The following is a 14,993-nucleotide window of genomic DNA, read 5'->3' on the forward strand; positions in this document are numbered from 1 at the left end:
CCTTAATTCGACAATCGTTTAAGGCAGGATATGACCAGCTGCTGTATAGATGCCGTACCATTCCTCGCGGGTCAGCTTAATGTCGGAGCCTTGGCAGCCGTCCTTCAGGCGGCCAACATTCGTAGTGCCTAAGACAACTTGGATATTGGCCGGATGTCTGGTGATCCAAGCAACGGCGATCGCGGTGCTGGATACGCCGTATTTGGCCGCCAGGCTGTCAATCAACTTGTTCAGTTCCGGATAGTTCTCAAGGTCGCCCAGGAACGGGCCGTCGAAGAAGGCTTTCTGGAAAGGGGACCATGCCTGGATCGTAATATCGTTCAGGCGGCAATAATCGAGCACGCCGCTGTCGCGGTTGACCGATTGGTCGATGTTCATATTCAGTGCGATGCCGGAGTCGATCATCGGCGTGTGAGTGGCGCTTAGCTGCATCTGGTTCACAATGAGCTTATGAGACATATGCTTCTGCAACAGCTCAATCTGCATTGGCGTATGGTTGGAGACGCCGAAGTAGCGCACCTTGCCGCTGGCGTGAAGCTCATTGAATGCCTCTGCCACTTCCTCAGGCTCAACCAGCGTATCGGGGCGATGCAGCAGCAGAATGTCCAGATAATCGGTATTCAGCCGTTTCAAGATGCCGTCGGTCGAAGCAATGATATGCTCCTTGGAGAAGTCGAAGAAGCCTTTGCGGATGCCGCATTTGCTCTGCAGCACCATTCCTTCGCGCAAGGATGCGTTCATGCCGATCGCTTCGGAGAAGTGCTCCTCGCAGGAGCCTGCACCGTAGATGTCGGCATGGTCGAACAGGTTGATGCCTTGCTCCATGGCTGTGCGGATCAGCTTCTCCGCTTCTGTTACAGAAAGCTGCTTCAGACGCATGTTGCCCATAATAATGTTGGATACGCGAAGATCCGTTCCGGCGATGTCTATGTATTTCATGCCTTGATTCCTCCCGAAGTTGAGTATAATAGGGTACATCACTACGATAAACGCTAGAGTGGACTCTATGTCAACAGTCTTCGATTAGGATGCCTCAAAGGGAGAAGGAGAAACCGTGTGGCTGCAGCAATTATGTCATCAATTAGAAAAAATGAAACGGAGAAGATGGATATGAATTATACCATCTCGCAAGTCGCACAGAAAACGAGTCTGTCGATCCACACGATACGATACTATGACAAGGAGGGCTTGCTGCCCTTCGTGGATCGCCAGAACGGCACGCGAGTATTCCACGAACAAGATATTGATTGGCTTGATCTGCTCTGCTGCCTGAAAAATACAGGCATGCCGATCAAGGATATCCGCACCCTCATCCAGCATTGCATGGACAACGACGCTGTGCTGGAGAAGGGTGTAGACATCCTGGTTCAGCATCGGCGCAAGGTAGAAGTCCAGCTGAAGGAGATGCAGCGCAGTCTGAATACGCTTGATTATAAAATCCAGCATTTGCCCCGAATGTTCCGGGAGAAATTCTCTTCCGGGGCTGCGGAGCCGCAAGGTTAAGCGGAGAGCCGTGCGAAATCTGCTAATAATGGGGTGATCAAGGTGAAGGTAAAACGAATTGTAGCGAATATAGCGACGACGGATATGGTAGCCGGACAGCGCTTCTATCGGGAAGTGTTAGGTCTAGATCTGCTGATGGACCACGGGTGGATCGTCACCTATGGAACAGAAGGTCAGATGATGCAGGTTCAGATTAGCACAGCCTCCGAAGGTGGAAGCGGTACGCCGGTTCCCGATCTGTCCATCGAAGTGGACGATGTAGACGAAGCTTATGCCCGGTGCGTCCAGGCTGGACACGGGATTGAGTACGGTCCGGCCGACGAGCCTTGGGGCGTCAGAAGATTCTATGTGCGCGATCCCTTCGGAAAGCTTGTCAATGTGCTGGCGCATCGCCATTAGCCGAATTTTTCCCGGTAATGTGCCAGGGCGGCAAGCGGCCAGATATACCGGTAGCTGTGGTATCGGACATAGAAGTAGCCAGGCAGGGCGGCGCCGGTCGGGTAGTCGGTCTTCCAGTTGTTTTCATGCAAAAAGCCGATCAGCCGCTTGATGCCGCGCTTAATGGCGGGAGTCGCTTCCGACGAAACGGCGATTAGCGCATCCAGGGCCCAGGCGGTCTGGGACGGCGTACTGGCGCCGATGGAGACATAATGCGACTTGGAGTCACTGCGGCAGGATTCGCCCCAGCCGCCATCGGACTGCTGCATGCGGAGGAGCCATTCGGCTCCTTTTTTTATGGCCTCATGGCTGGATGGCACACCGGCAGCCGCCAGACCCGTTAGCGCTGCCCAAGTGCCGTATAGATAGCAAACACCCCATCTGCCGTACCACGAGCCGTTTCTCTCCTGGTTCCGAAGGAGCCAGTCAACACCTCTTTTGACAAACCGTTCATTCGTGTGAAGCTGTGCAAATTTCCCCAAATATTCCAAAGCGCGCCCGGTCAAATCCGGTTCGGACGGATCAATGGCTGCCGACTTGGCTCCTTCGATGGCAAGCCAGGTCAGCATCTGGTTGTTGGTTTCCTTCTCGAAGGCCGGCCAGCCTCCATCCCTGTTCTGCATAGAGGTGACCCAATTCAAGCCGCGATGCCATGCTTCGGCATATACGGGTTCGTCCACCGCTAGCCGGTGAATGGCTCGAAGCGCAGCCGTCGTGTCGTCCACATCGGGATTCATCGTATTCGTCTCAGAGAAGCCCCAACCGCCGGGAGGCGTGTTCGGATTATTTTTGCTCCAATCTCCTTTGCGCGTATGCTGCCTCGACAGCAGGAAAGCGCTGGCGTTCAGGATGGCTTCGTGACGGTGTGAGACGCCAGCTTCTTGAAGCGCGTAGCTGATCAGAGCGGTATCCCATATGTCGGAGGGGGAGTTCTGGATGGTCGTGATGCCCTCTGTATCGAAGCGCATATCGGCCAGTCCTTGGCAGGCCTTCTGAATAACGGGATGATTCTTACCGTAATCAAGCGCCAGCAGGGCAAAGATCATCATGATTGTGCTTGTGGCGTAGCTGTAGAGGGTGCCGTCGCCTTCGATCCGCTCCAGCATGAACGCCTCCGCCTTATCGGCGGCGGCATCGCGCAGTGAACGGGGCGATCCGATCAGCCTTTCCATGCCAGTCTGGATTTGTACTCTCATAGCCATATGGGAAGGCAAGCTTGCTTCATCTCCGGTGTCGCGGTTTGCGTATAGCGACGACAGATCGGGCGTCCGTTCGGTGCGAAGCGAGAACTTGCGCGAGCCCATAACGAGCATGGGCACGAGATGGACGCGGGCATAGCCGGAGAAGGAGAACAGGCTGAGCGGCAGCTCGCTTGGCACAAGAAGGATCTCCATCGGAATGGTGGAGATCGATCGCGGCCAATCCCGTTGTCCCGTTGCCGCAAGGATGGTTTTGGTCAAGGTGCTGCGAACCATGCCGATGCCGCCGCGTGATAGGATATAGGCCTTGGCCCGCTGCATATGCTCGTCATCGGCTTGGCTATACCCGGATATGAGCAAGGCATAATAGGCTTCGATTGAAGCGGACAAGCTGCCTTCTTCTTCATCAGGGTACAATCGCCAGCAGCCGTCCGGCTGCTGGCTTGCGGCGATCCGGTTATGCAGCTTGCGCAGCAGCTCCTCGTTCTCATGCTCCAGCAGCCGAAAGAGGATCAGGGCATAAGCATCGATGATAATGCCGTTCTCAAAGCAAAAGCGCCAGGAGCCATCCTCCTTCTGTTCTTTGACTAGCCAATCGACAAGCTGGGTGATGCCTTGATCGACCTTTTTGCGCAGATCATTCAATGTCCGTACCTCCCGCAGTTTTTATCATTCTATGAGCGGCGGGAGGCGGAAATGTGGCGGAATGGCAGGGATGTGCTTCATGCAGTCTTGCGATAGCGGCTGAGGAGTGACGTAAAGCCGCCGCCAATCGTGAAGCGGGATTGCCGGCAATCGATGCATCGCCGGCGCAGGGGAAGCTGCTGCAAGTGCTGGCGAGAATGAACAGAGCAAGCCGGATTCTGGAGATCGGAACGCTTGGCGGGTACATCACGATCTGGCTGGCCGGAGCGCTGCCGGCAGGAGGCAAGCTGGTTACGCTGGAATACGAAATCTGGATTGGGCGCTTCGTTTTTCCCGTCCAGGTACGGTCATCCTAGGTGACAATGTGATTCGTAACGGCGATGTGATTGACGGACATAACGAGGATACACGGGTTATCGGCACACGGCAGTTTTTTGACAAGCTGGCGGCAGAGCCGAGAATGACCTGTACTGCCATACAGACAGTAGGTAGCAAAGGCTATGACGGCTTTATGTCGGGATTGTGGACAGATGATTTTTTTGGGCTTGCAAATGAACGGAGATAGAAGTAGAATAACGATAAATGAAAGTGATCACTTACATTTCACTCCTGAAGGAAGGAGGGTTCTTATCGCTAACGGCAAATTAAGCACCGCAGAGAAGCTGATGAAGGCGATTATCGATCTTGTGGCGGAGCAAGGCTATAACGGCGTATCGACCAAGGAAATCGCAGCAAGCGCCGGCGTGAACGAAGTAACGCTGTTCCGCCACTTCGGCAGCAAGCTGAACTTGCTCGAGAAGGCGTTCCATCATTATCACTATGCGGAAGCGATGGAGAAGCTGTTCCAGCAGAAGCTGGCGTACAGCCTGCGCGATGATTTGCTGACGATCAGCAGCAGATATCACGAGCTGATGAACCGCAACCGGAAGGTGATGCAGATTGCCTTCAAAGAGAAGCCGATCATCCAGCAATTTCGGGAATCGACGCATAAGCACCCGCAGAAGCTGCAGGAGCTGCTAATTGACTATTTCAATGAAATGAAGCGCCGAGGCAAGCTTGCCGATTGCAATTCCGAGCTGCAGGCCAAAGCGTTCATGTGGATGAATCACGGAGCTTTTATGAGTTTGCTGCAAGGGGACAGCTCCTCGCTAGGCTTGTCATCGGTGGATGAATTTATCGATGAAAGTGTCAATACCTTTACTAGGGCGTTAACTCCCTAGTTTTTTTATGAAAGTTATGCAAGCAAGCACTTGCATTCATATTATCGACTTTGCTGTACAATCATAATTCGATTAAGGGGAGATATACAATGAGTTCTGCAATCAATCCCGCACATACGGCTAAGCTGCTTCGAGTCATGCTCGTTACGCTTATGCTGTCGTCCATGAGTGCGATGATGTTCAACATCGTGCTGCCTGAATTAAGTCTGGAGTTCAACCTGAGTCTGGCGCAAGTTAGCTGGATGTCAGCCGCTTATTCGCTGATCTATGCGGTGGGCACTGTCACGTACGGCAAGCTTGCGGATCGGTTCAAGCTGAAAAATATCGTCACATTCGGTCTTCTCGTGTTTGCGGCTGGCTCCATAATCGGTCTGTTGTCTCAAAGCTTCGGCATGGCCCTGCTGGCCAGATGCCTGCAATCCGTCGGGGCGGCGTCTATTCCGGCAGTGTCGATGCTGATTCCGATCCGCTATATCGCGCAGGAGAGAAGAGGCGCTGCTTTAGGTATGGCAGCTGCCGGACTGGCTCTGGGCAGCGCGTTTGGCCCGGTATTGTCGGCGCTGCTGACGAGCTTTGCCGATTGGAGATGGCTGTTCAGCTTCCCGATCGCGCTGCTCGCCCTTATCCCGTTCTATCGCTCCTATCTGCCGGATGATACTGGCGCGAAGTCCATATTCGACTGGCTTGGCGGCATCCTGCTCGGCGCGGCTGCCGGACTTGTATTATTCGGTTTCACGAATGTATCTTGGCTCTCTCTTGGGCTAGGGCTAATCTTCCTCGCGCTGTTCGTCTGGCGCATCCGCAGCGCGGCAGAGCCGTTCGTCCGACCGGAACTATTTCGCAATCGCAAATATTCATTCATGATTCTCGTGGCCGTGGTGGTGAATGGTATTGGCGTATCGTTCTACTTCCTGACGCCGGTGCTGCTATCCCGTGTTCAGGCGCTGCCTCCCTATTGGATCGGCATGGTGATGGTGCCTGCGGCTATCGTCTCCGCTATTCTGGGCAGGAAGGCAGGAAAGCTGGCTGACCGGAAGGGCAATGCGTTTCTATATACGATAGCTTCCGCTTCCATCATTATCGGCTTCGTCTTGTTGTCGTCCTTCGCAGCAGCTCCGGGCTGGTGGATTGCCGTTATTCTCATTCTAGGCAATGTTGGACAGTCTTTTATGATGATTACCATGTCGAACACTGTGTCTCAAACGCTGCCGAAGGAGCAGGCTGGGGTTGGCATGGGCTTGTTCTCCATGTGCGGCTTCATTACGCATGGCATGGCTTCCGGGCTGTACGGCATCATTGCGGAATGGACGGCGGAGACATCCGTCAACCCTATCCATCAGGATAGCGGAAGCGCGGTATTCAGCAACCTCTACCTGGTGTTGGCCTTGCTTCATGTCGGTGTACTCGTCTTCTACTTGGCTCAATTTGGCTCAAACCGCAAGCTTCAAGCGATAACGACAAGTTCGGGCAACGGAGCGAAATCGTAAATGCAGCGATAAACCGCTAGAATGACCTGCATTGACGCACTGTATTCCTTGGTATATCGTGAGTCTTATAGAGCAATAATCACTTGAAACCAAGGACCAGGAGAGCAATTGTTGATGACAGGAAAGAGAAAGAGACTAAAGAAACGCTGGGCTTGGGCGGCAATTTCCATCTTTATCGTTGCGGCCGTTCTGTTCCATCCCACATGGACGCCTTCATTGAAAAGTGAAAACAGCATTAGCATATTGGAGAGCATGATCGTCAATGGAGCTGAGCATACGGTTATGATCCGCGGAGAAAATAGAGACAATCCCATACTGCTGTTTGTGCATGGCGGTCCGGGCAGCTCGGAGATTCCGTATGTCCGAAAATATCAGGACCTGCTGGAGCAGCAGTTTACCATTGTCCATTACGATCAGCGGGGAAGCGGCAAGTCCTATCGTTTTTTTGAGGATTATACCAAGCTGACGACTGATCTGCTCGTGGACGATTTGCTGGCGCTGACGGAGCAGGTGAAGGAGCGGCTGAAGCAAGAAAAGGTTATTTTGGCGGGACATTCCTTCGGCACCTATATCGGGATGAAGGCGGCTGCAAAATCGCCGGAGTCCTTCGCCGCCTACATCGGGATCGGCCAGGTCGGCGATCATCATGCCAGCGAGCTGGACAGCTTCGCCTATGTGCTTGAACAGGCAAGGGCTGCTGATGCTGAGACCGATATTGACAAGCTGGAGCAGCTCCGGCCGCAAATTGAGGGTGGAGAGAAAATGACGCCGCGAAGTCTGATCCGAAAGTACGGCGGAGCGGCAAGGCTAATCGACGACAACAGGGACTATTACGAGGGTTTTCTGTTGAACCCGGAGTATAACGGGCTTGATGTGCTTCGTTATCTAAGAGGCATTGCAGAGACGCAGTCCGGCTTGCTGGAGGAAGAGTCGGCGCATCCTTTGCCGGATGTCGTGCGGGAGCTTGCCATCCCTTGTTACTTTGTGATGGGAGTGCATGATTATATGACTTCCGTGAAGGCGGCTCAGTCGTACTTCGAGCTTCTTGATGCCCCGAAGAAAGAATTTATCGTATTCGAACATTCGGCCCATTATCCGCAATTCGAAGAGAAAGAGCGCTTTGCAGAGTGGATGGCGGACACTTTCTTGGAGACGGAACGTATAGAAGAGCTATGAACGTATGGAAGAGCTATAAGAGCACCGAAAAGGCGGGGATGACGAGGGATGGACAAGGAGAGTCGCGTTCGGATATTCGACAAGCAGGCGGAGATGTATGACAGAAGAAGAGGGGACGCGAGCCAGGAGCAATTCAGGCGCGGGCTGCTCCGCCATGCGAAGGGTGACGTGCTGGAGCTTGCGGTCGGAGCGGGAGCGAACTTTCCTTATTATCCTCCGCAAGTGCGGGTGACGGCTGCCGACTTCAGCGGCAAGATGTTGGAGAAGGCCAAGGTGGCGGCAGCACGCTACCGCGTCGATGCTTCCTTCCTGCAAGCGGATATCGAGAGCCTTCAATTTCCAGAGCATGCCTTCGATACGATTATTTCCACGCTTTCGTTGTGCAGCTACGACAAGCCTCATCAAGTCGTTCAAAATATGATGCGCTGGTGCAAGCCGGACGGACAAATTCTGCTCATGGAGCATGGCATCAGCAACAACGTCATTCTCTCGGCGCTCCAGAAAACGTTGAATCCGCTGTTGTACCGGATGAACGGCTGTCATTTTACACGCAATATGGAGGAACTGGTGGAGGGGGCGGGTTTACAGATCGTACATATCGAGAGGCATTGGCTAAGCATGCTCTATATGATCCGTGCGCAACCATCTGGGTAAATATGTCATAACATATTCGCGAAATTCGCAATACAGAAGAAATCATTGAACATCCCATGTGCTAGACTTGGATGTAAAGCATGAAAGTTGTTCATAGGGAGGGATTCAAATGCAAAAGATCACGACGTTTCTATGGTTCAACCAAGAGGCGGAGGAAGCGATGAATTTCTACACGTCGGTATTCGCTAATTCTGGCATTCTGTCTCTGGTGCGCAATGGGGACAGGGTCGTCTCCGGCACTTTCCAGCTGGAAGGCCAAACGTTCATGGCACTGAACGGAGGTCCGCATTATACCTTCACGCCGGCCATCTCGTTATTCGTCAGCTGTGAATCTCAGGAGGAGGTTGACGAGCTCTGGGAGAAGCTGGTTGAGGGCGGCGAGGAATCCCGCTGCGGCTGGCTGAAGGACCGTTTCGGATTATCGTGGCAGATCATTCCGAAGGCGCTGGGCGAGCTGATGCATGGCGGCGGAGATGCGGCTAGAGCGCAGCGAGTGATGAATGCCATGCTTGGCATGAACCGGATAATAATTGAAGATCTGAAGCGTGCGTATGAAGGGGAGGGCTAACCTAGCCAGAATGCAAATTCACGGACAAGGGTGATTATGCAGTAGATTCATGGTGGCCGGGCGACGTTTATCGATACGGGACTTGATAGCAAGCCGAAAAGACCAGCAGGGGCAAGCAGCACCCTGCTGGTCTTTGTTTGGGTTGCCCGTGTGGGCTTCACTTGATTTAAGATCTAGGGTGATGATCGCTTGTTAAGGGATGATCTTCCAGACATCCGAAGTTGCGCTAGGCGTTTGGCCTAGTGTCCACCACTTGGCTTCGTAGTTGACGCCGTTATGCGTCACTTTGTCCCCGCCCCAGTAGACGGTTGTCGAGCTCCATGCCGGATACGTGGTTGGAGCGGCTGGCGTTGTGACGGATACGGCATTGCTGGCAGCCGAGACATTGCCCGCCGCATCGATGGCTTTGACCGTAAAGGTATACGCCGTATTGGCGTTTAGGCCTGTTACTGTGTAGGCTAACGTCGAGCCGGACACCGTCGTCACCAGCGTCGAGCCGCGGAAGATTTGATAGCCCGTTACGCCGACATTATCGCTGGAGGCGTTCCACATCAGAGGCACGGTCGTGGAAGTCGCGCTGCCCATGACATGCAGCCCGGACGGCGCTGTCGGCGCCTGCGTATCGGGACCCGTATTCGTGTTGGTCGTCACGGCGACGACATTGCTGGCAGCCGATTCATTGCCTGCGGCATCCACTGCCTTAACGGTGAAGGTATACGCCGTATTGGCCGTCAAGCCGGTGGCGGTGTAGCTTAAGGTTGAGCCCGAGACAGATCCGGCCAGCGTGGAGCCGCGATAGATGCGGTAGCCTGTAACGCCGACATTATCGGTGGATGCGCTCCATGAGAGGGATACGCTTGTTGCCGTTTTCGATGGAGAAGCCAGGTTGGCTGGTGCAGTAGGCGCTTGAGTGTCGCCTGGGTTGCCGCCGAAGTTGGCGTCAATGACGTTGTAGAAGGCATTGCCCGTGTCGGCAACTTCCCATACGGCCAGGATGACATGGTAGCCTGAGCGAGCCGGTACGTTACATGTGTTGGAGTACGAATACGGAGGCTGGCCGCTGTACGGAACGGAACAGAACGGAGTGAGATCGAACTGAGCGCGAGTCAGGGGCGAGTTCGGGTTCCAGTTTGTTTTCGTAATATAATATTTCCAGCTGCTAGTGGAGTGAGGCGCAGTCAGCGTCCAGTGGAAGGTGACGGAGCCGGAGTTCATGTTGACCTTCGACCAGCGAGTGGCAGACTGCTCATCAAGCTTAGGGAAAGCTCCGCCTGCACTGGCTATTTTGCCGTCTGCAGGTCCGGCTGCCGGGAAGCCCTTTGGCGCTTCAAGGCTTTGCGGCTCGTAGACAATTGCGCCGCAGTCCGTGTTCTGTCCGGTTTTGCAAAGATATCCGCGGCTTGCGGGTCCGTCGATATACCCGTGTGCGGATACTTGCTGGGAGAACAGGAGAAAGCTTAATACCGCTGCCAGCATCATGCCGCCAGCCAAAATCAGTGCTTTTAATGTGAAGCTGTTCAATCTTAAAGTTTTGACCAATCGAACTACCTCCTTTAGATGGGTGGGCATCTTACTTTATCATAGGGCCTCCTTTCGTCTGAATCATTCTATTGAGGAATTTTAAAGAATATGAGGGCCATTTGAATAAATAAGTCAAAAGCTTGAACCCAAAATGCAAGGAACCGTCACAAATGTGCACGAAAACTAAATATTCACACATAAATGGTACTTATTTGTCTTAAATTATTAATTATGTATGAAATGACAATTAATAGGTTATAGAGTGGGTTAGGCGGATCGTGCAGGGATGGAATGGGCACCAGCCCATAGCGCCGACATTTCTAAGCCGCGAAACTCGGCTTGGAGAGCGAGCACGCGCGGGAAGTGGAGCTGCAAGCTGAGAAGCTCGGCTTGGAGAGTGTGCGCGTGCGGAAAGAGGGGCTGCAAGCCGAGAAACTCGGCTTGCAGAGTGTGCGCAAGCGGAAAGTAGAGCTGCAAGCCGAGAAACTCGGCTTGGAGAGTGTGCGCGTGCGGGAAGTGGAGCTGCAAGCCGAGAAACTCGGCTTGGAGAGTGTGCGCGTGCGGAAAGAGGGGCTGCAAGCCGAGAAACTCGGTTTGCAGAGTGTGCGCAAGCGGAAAGTAGAGCTGCAAGCCGAGAAACTCGGCTTGCAGCGCGAGCGCGCGCGGGAAGGGGCGGGACTTTCAGAATGCGTTGAAGGAGATGGAGCGCTGGTCAGAGCGCTGGCGGGATGTGAGGAAGGAAGACTGATTCCAGTATCTGCATAAGGAAGACTTGATTAGGAAAATATACCAGGTGCGACTCATGATGGCCGGAGGTATGTGTAATGGACTTTTCCTTCTCAAGAACGCAGATTGTTTTTTTGATGATATTGACAGTCGGCATTTCTAACCATGTTCTCATTATTCCGAAGCTGGTTCAGACGGCGGGGCGCGACGCATGGGTCAGCATTGCGATAGGCTACGGGGTGCTGATCGTGTGGAGTGTGATGCTGTACCGTATATTGAAGTCAATGCGGCAAGATTCGTTCTCGGATTGGCTGAAAATGAAGATTGGCAAGTTCGGATATGCGCTGATCGGCGGAAGCATGCTGCTTTATTTCCTCATTGCTGGCATGATGATTATTTACGACACAACCAAAAACGTCAGCATTTATTTTTTGCCCAGTACGCCTAGCATCGTCGTGATTGCCTGCTTTATGTTCATTGCCTTTAGCGCTGCCCGAACAGGTTTACGGACCCTAATCTACCTGTCCGCCTTGCTTTTGCCTATTGTATGGCTGCTTGGGATGGGAGTCTCCTGGATGACGATGAACAGCAAAGACTACGGCATTTTGCAACCATTGATGGCGGAAGGCCTGCCTGCCCAGCTTGGAGGCGGGACGATTGTTGTGGGGGGCAGCTTTGACCTGATTATTCTGCTGCTGCTCCAGCACCGTATGAATAAGCCTTTAAACTACTTGACTATCTTCATTCTGCTTACGATACTCATTGGCTTGATTCTCGGTCCTACCATTGGTTCTATCACGGCCTTCGGTCCGATTGAAGCAAGCAACTTGAGATTTCCGGCTTTTGAACAATGGAGGCTAGTCACGCTGGGTGAATATATTTCGCACGTCGATTTTCTGGCAGCATTCCAATTGCTGTCAGGAAGTGTGGTTCGAGCGGGGGTATGCATCTATGTGCTGTCGGAAGTGGTGGTGATCCGCAAGCCGAAGCCCCGCCAAATTGCCCTATTCTCCGGCACGCTGCTTATGTCCTTGCCTGCGCTGCTGCAAGTTAGTGATATATGGATGCAGAAAGTGATCCATGACTACTTCTACAACTATGCCCTGATCTGGGGGATGGCGGTTACGCTTGTTCTGTTCGCCTTGACTTATTTCACTCGTATGAAAGCGGGGCGGCAGTCATGATCGGAGAACGGATGGAGAAGGAGCTGTTTGCGGAATATGACGCGGCTCTAAAGCAAGGTACTCTAAATGCGGAGGGGCTCAAGCGAGCGTTCTCCCGTCATATGGACATCTATTTTCCCGATATTCCGGGTACCGGAGAAGATCCGGATGTTGTTGCGCTATATTGTGAAGGAATGACCGATAAGCATCAATTGAATCAATACTTTTCGGCAGTATGTCACTTTGCAAGCCAGGGTTCGGTCGAGGATCTAACGGAAAATGGCGACATCCGGGAATTGCCGCTGATGAGCAAGGAACAGACGATGACGATGATGGTAGAGGGATTGTTCTCGGGCAGCTTGGTGATCTACAAGAGGGGAGAACGTTATTTTTGGCTCGTCCATCTGTCCAGCGTTCCGCATCGCCAGCTTCAGGAATCCAATACGGAAATATCGATTAAAGGCCCGAAGGACGCGTTCACAGAAGAACTGTATACCAATATATCGCTGATTCGCAAGCGGATGCATACCGGCTTGTTGTTTACCGAAGAGTTCATCCTGGGCAGTCTGAGCAAGACACGGGTTGCATTGATTTATCTGGACCATAGAGCTAATCGCAAAGCGGTGGATAGAGCGCGCAAGCGTCTCCAGACGTTCCGGACGGAGAGCGTTGTCAGCAGCGGACAGTTGGAGCAGTGGCTGTCGGACCGGACGTTTTCCTTAGTACCGCTTATCGATTACATCGGACGTCCCGATTTTGTAACCGAGGCTTTGTTAAGAGGGCGGTTCGCGATTATTGTGGACGGATCACCGATGGTGCTCATTGCCCCTGCCAATTTCTTCGAGCTGCTGAAGACGCCGGAGGATGTTCATTTTCCGTTTTACAACGTCGTAGTTCAACGTTTCCTGCGTATTATCGGTATTGCGCTCAGCATATGCCTGCCGGGCTTCTGGATCGCGATTGCTTCGGTCAATGTGGATCAGATGCCATTCTCCCTGGTTTCTACAGTGGTTTCTTCCCGTGAAGGCGTGCCGATGCCGATGTTTTTGGAAACCTTTTTGCTGCTGTTTCTATTCGAGCTGCTCAGGGAAGCGGGAGTCCGGCTGCCGAAGGCGGTAGGACAGACGATCGGCATCGTCGGGGGTCTGATTATCGGGGATTCCTTAATCCGGGCAGGACTAGCTTCTCCTACGCTGCTTGTTGTCATTGCGATCTCGTCGGTCGCGACCTACTCGCTGGTCAACCAGTCGTTATCGGGGAGCGTCAGCCTGTTCAGGGGCGGCATACTATTTGTATCGGCTTATTTGGGCATCTACGGTTTCTTTTTGTCCATCTTTGCGATCTTCATCTATTTCTGCAGGCTGGATTCGTTCGGGCTTCCATTCATGGAGCCGATAGTGAGTCTGCGATTTCGGGAATGGATGTCCGCGCTGTCGATCAATCCGTTCAAACGGCGCGACTTCTCGTCGGACATGCTCAAGCAGATCAGGAAGGATGAAGAGTAGCATGCGGCAATCTTGGCTTGTTAATCTCCTGATGGCGTTGCTGCTGCTAGCTTCCGGCTGTGATAGCGATGTGAAAAATATTGAGCATTTAAATTATGTGACGGCGATTGGCGTGGATTACCGGGATGGACAAGTCCATGTCTATATTCAATTCATCGATATGCAGTCCGAGGCAAAAACCTCCGAAGGGAGGAAGGAGGGAGCGAGAGTATGGATTGGCGAGGGAGCTGGTCGCAATTTCGAAGAGGCGGTGTTCCAGATCTATCAAAGCGCTCAGGAGCGAATATACTGGGGGCATACGACCGCGCTAGTGTTCAGTGAATCGCTGTTAAAGCATGGGGTTGAAGCGGTGTATGACAGTATTACAAGGTATTCTGAGTTTCGGTATACGCCTTGGGTATACAGCACAAGAGGATCTGTAAAAGCGATTTTGCAAACAAAGGCGTTCTATGACCAATCTCCGCTCAATACGATTCTTCATGTGCCCGAAGGCATCTATGCCCAGACATCGATCATCGAATCCATCAAGCTCCACCGATTTGTCAGGGAACTTAGAGAGCCGGGGTATACGTCCTGTATCCCTACGTTGGCGCTGGATAAACGGCATTGGTCTCAGAACGATAAGAAAAAGAACATGCTGATGATTGACGGCGCGGAATTTTATAAAGACGGCAAGCTGAAGGGTTTTGTGCCGATCAAGGATTTGACAGGCCTTCGTTGGTTTCAAAGAGAAACGATTCGCGCGGGAGTGTCCGTGCCGAGTCCTGAGGAGCCTTCTGTCCAAGTAATAGTCAATCATCCCAAGTCCAAGCTTACGCGGGTACAAGGCGGGGCTTATCCGAAATTCAATATTTCGGTTCGCGGCAAGGGTTATATCGTCAATCGGGTGGACAATACGCTGACGGATTTTCAACAACTGACTGAAGCAACAGAGAATGCCATCAAAAAAGAGATCCAGCAGTTGTACGACATGAGCGTAAAACGAAAGCTGGATATTATGAATATGGAATATAATCTATTCCGCCATCATTATGTTGAATGGGCCGCCGAAGACAACTGGGATTCCAGATTGCTGAACGGTGAGGCCATTCAGCAATTCGATGTCCATATCGCCATCAAGCATGCAAGTGCGGTGAAAAACCAGAGAAAAGAGTAGACATTCACGGACAAAGAAACGCCCCGGCCTGC

General features: G+C 52.7%; 14 protein-coding genes and 1 pseudogene. 12 read left to right on the forward strand and 3 right to left on the reverse strand.

Annotated features, from left to right (window positions below; translation table 11 throughout):
- Nucleotides 1-18: 18 nt before the first annotated feature.
- Nucleotides 19-939 carry an aldo/keto reductase gene (locus D3P07_RS05585; RefSeq protein WP_119799125.1) on the reverse strand — a complete coding sequence of 307 codons (921 nt, stop codon included), beginning with the start codon at nucleotides 937-939 and terminating at the stop codon, nucleotides 19-21.
- A 117-nt stretch (nucleotides 940-1,056) separates the two neighbouring features.
- Between D3P07_RS05585 and D3P07_RS05590 the strand changes: the two genes are divergently transcribed.
- On the forward strand, nucleotides 1,057-1,503 hold the full coding sequence (locus D3P07_RS05590) for a MerR family transcriptional regulator (RefSeq protein WP_259391372.1): 447 nt from the start codon (nucleotides 1,057-1,059) through the stop codon (nucleotides 1,501-1,503).
- A gap of 42 nt (nucleotides 1,504-1,545) precedes the next feature.
- The gene (locus D3P07_RS05595) at nucleotides 1,546-1,902 is read left to right on the forward strand and encodes a VOC family protein (RefSeq protein ID WP_119799971.1); all 357 of its coding nucleotides are present in this window, start codon (nucleotides 1,546-1,548) and stop codon (nucleotides 1,900-1,902) included.
- Here D3P07_RS05595 and shc read toward each other — a convergent pair.
- Entirely contained in the window at nucleotides 1,899-3,785 is a 1,887-nt protein-coding gene (gene shc, locus D3P07_RS05600) for a squalene--hopene cyclase (RefSeq protein WP_182914194.1), read from the reverse strand. The two genes, D3P07_RS05595 and shc, sit on opposite strands and share 4 nt — an antisense overlap.
- Before the next feature lie 122 nt (nucleotides 3,786-3,907).
- Here shc and D3P07_RS05605 point away from each other — a divergent pair.
- The 6 genes and pseudogenes from D3P07_RS05605 to D3P07_RS05630 form a co-directional block, all read left to right on the forward strand.
- Nucleotides 3,908-4,350, forward strand: a pseudogene (locus D3P07_RS05605) (O-methyltransferase); the annotation flags it as partial.
- Between the two features lie 100 nt (nucleotides 4,351-4,450).
- The gene (locus D3P07_RS05610; RefSeq protein ID WP_259391373.1) at nucleotides 4,451-5,005 is read left to right on the forward strand and encodes a TetR/AcrR family transcriptional regulator; all 555 of its coding nucleotides are present in this window, start codon (nucleotides 4,451-4,453) and stop codon (nucleotides 5,003-5,005) included.
- 89 nt (nucleotides 5,006-5,094) lie between these two features.
- A complete protein-coding gene (locus tag D3P07_RS05615; protein ID WP_119799126.1) occupies nucleotides 5,095-6,492 on the forward strand; it encodes an MFS transporter in 1,398 nt (465 codons plus the stop codon).
- Between the two features lie 114 nt (nucleotides 6,493-6,606).
- Nucleotides 6,607-7,668, forward strand: coding sequence for an alpha/beta fold hydrolase (locus D3P07_RS05620; protein WP_119799127.1), 1,062 nt, complete (start codon nucleotides 6,607-6,609; stop codon nucleotides 7,666-7,668).
- Between the two features lie 48 nt (nucleotides 7,669-7,716).
- Entirely contained in the window at nucleotides 7,717-8,322 is a 606-nt protein-coding gene (locus D3P07_RS05625) for a class I SAM-dependent methyltransferase (RefSeq protein WP_119799128.1), read from the forward strand.
- 109 nt (nucleotides 8,323-8,431) lie between these two features.
- Entirely contained in the window at nucleotides 8,432-8,890 is a 459-nt protein-coding gene (locus tag D3P07_RS05630; protein WP_119799129.1) for a VOC family protein, read from the forward strand.
- 192 nt (nucleotides 8,891-9,082) lie between these two features.
- On the opposite strand, the gene D3P07_RS05635 is transcribed toward D3P07_RS05630, so the two are convergent.
- Nucleotides 9,083-10,369, reverse strand: a complete 1,287-nt coding sequence (locus tag D3P07_RS05635) for a lytic polysaccharide monooxygenase (RefSeq protein WP_119799974.1) — start codon at nucleotides 10,367-10,369, stop codon at nucleotides 9,083-9,085.
- Nucleotides 10,370-10,750: 381 nt separating this feature from the next.
- On the opposite strand from D3P07_RS05635, the gene D3P07_RS05640 reads away from it, so the two are divergent.
- From D3P07_RS05640 to D3P07_RS05655, 4 genes are read left to right on the forward strand one after another with little or no spacing between them, the layout of a single operon-like run.
- On the forward strand, nucleotides 10,751-11,176 hold the full coding sequence (locus D3P07_RS05640) for a hypothetical protein (protein WP_147384488.1): 426 nt from the start codon (nucleotides 10,751-10,753) through the stop codon (nucleotides 11,174-11,176).
- Nucleotides 11,177-11,235: 59 nt separating this feature from the next.
- Nucleotides 11,236-12,321, forward strand: coding sequence for an endospore germination permease (locus D3P07_RS05645; protein ID WP_119799131.1), 1,086 nt, complete (start codon nucleotides 11,236-11,238; stop codon nucleotides 12,319-12,321).
- The gene (locus D3P07_RS05650) at nucleotides 12,318-13,805 is read left to right on the forward strand and encodes a spore germination protein (RefSeq protein WP_259391374.1); all 1,488 of its coding nucleotides are present in this window, start codon (nucleotides 12,318-12,320) and stop codon (nucleotides 13,803-13,805) included. The genes D3P07_RS05645 and D3P07_RS05650 overlap by 4 nt, the downstream gene beginning before the upstream one ends.
- A gap of 1 nt (nucleotide 13,806) precedes the next feature.
- On the forward strand, nucleotides 13,807-14,961 hold the full coding sequence (locus D3P07_RS05655; RefSeq protein ID WP_182914196.1) for a Ger(x)C family spore germination protein: 1,155 nt from the start codon (nucleotides 13,807-13,809) through the stop codon (nucleotides 14,959-14,961).
- Nucleotides 14,962-14,993 lie beyond the last annotated feature (32 nt).

This window comes from Paenibacillus sp. 1011MAR3C5 (assembly GCF_003591485.1).
GTDB lineage: Bacteria > Bacillota > Bacilli > Paenibacillales > Paenibacillaceae > Pristimantibacillus.

Bases quoted from the DNA above. Each gene is read 5' to 3' on its own strand.
- D3P07_RS05585 (WP_119799125.1), bottom strand. From the start codon at position 939: ATGAAATACATAGACATCGCCGGAACGGATCTTCGCGTATCCAACATT.
- D3P07_RS05610 (WP_259391373.1), top strand. From the start codon at position 4,451: ATGAAGGCGATTATCGATCTTGTGGCGGAGCAAGGCTATAACGGCGTA.
- D3P07_RS05615 (WP_119799126.1), top strand. From the start codon at position 5,095: ATGAGTTCTGCAATCAATCCCGCACATACGGCTAAGCTGCTTCGAGTC.
- D3P07_RS05620 (WP_119799127.1), top strand. From the start codon at position 6,607: ATGACAGGAAAGAGAAAGAGACTAAAGAAACGCTGGGCTTGGGCGGCA.
- D3P07_RS05625 (WP_119799128.1), top strand. From the start codon at position 7,717: ATGGACAAGGAGAGTCGCGTTCGGATATTCGACAAGCAGGCGGAGATG.
- D3P07_RS05630 (WP_119799129.1), top strand. From the start codon at position 8,432: ATGCAAAAGATCACGACGTTTCTATGGTTCAACCAAGAGGCGGAGGAA.
- D3P07_RS05635 (WP_119799974.1), bottom strand. From the start codon at position 10,369: ATGATGCTGGCAGCGGTATTAAGCTTTCTCCTGTTCTCCCAGCAAGTA.
- D3P07_RS05645 (WP_119799131.1), top strand. From the start codon at position 11,236: ATGGACTTTTCCTTCTCAAGAACGCAGATTGTTTTTTTGATGATATTG.
- D3P07_RS05650 (WP_259391374.1), top strand. From the start codon at position 12,318: ATGATCGGAGAACGGATGGAGAAGGAGCTGTTTGCGGAATATGACGCG.
- D3P07_RS05655 (WP_182914196.1), top strand. From the start codon at position 13,807: ATGCGGCAATCTTGGCTTGTTAATCTCCTGATGGCGTTGCTGCTGCTA.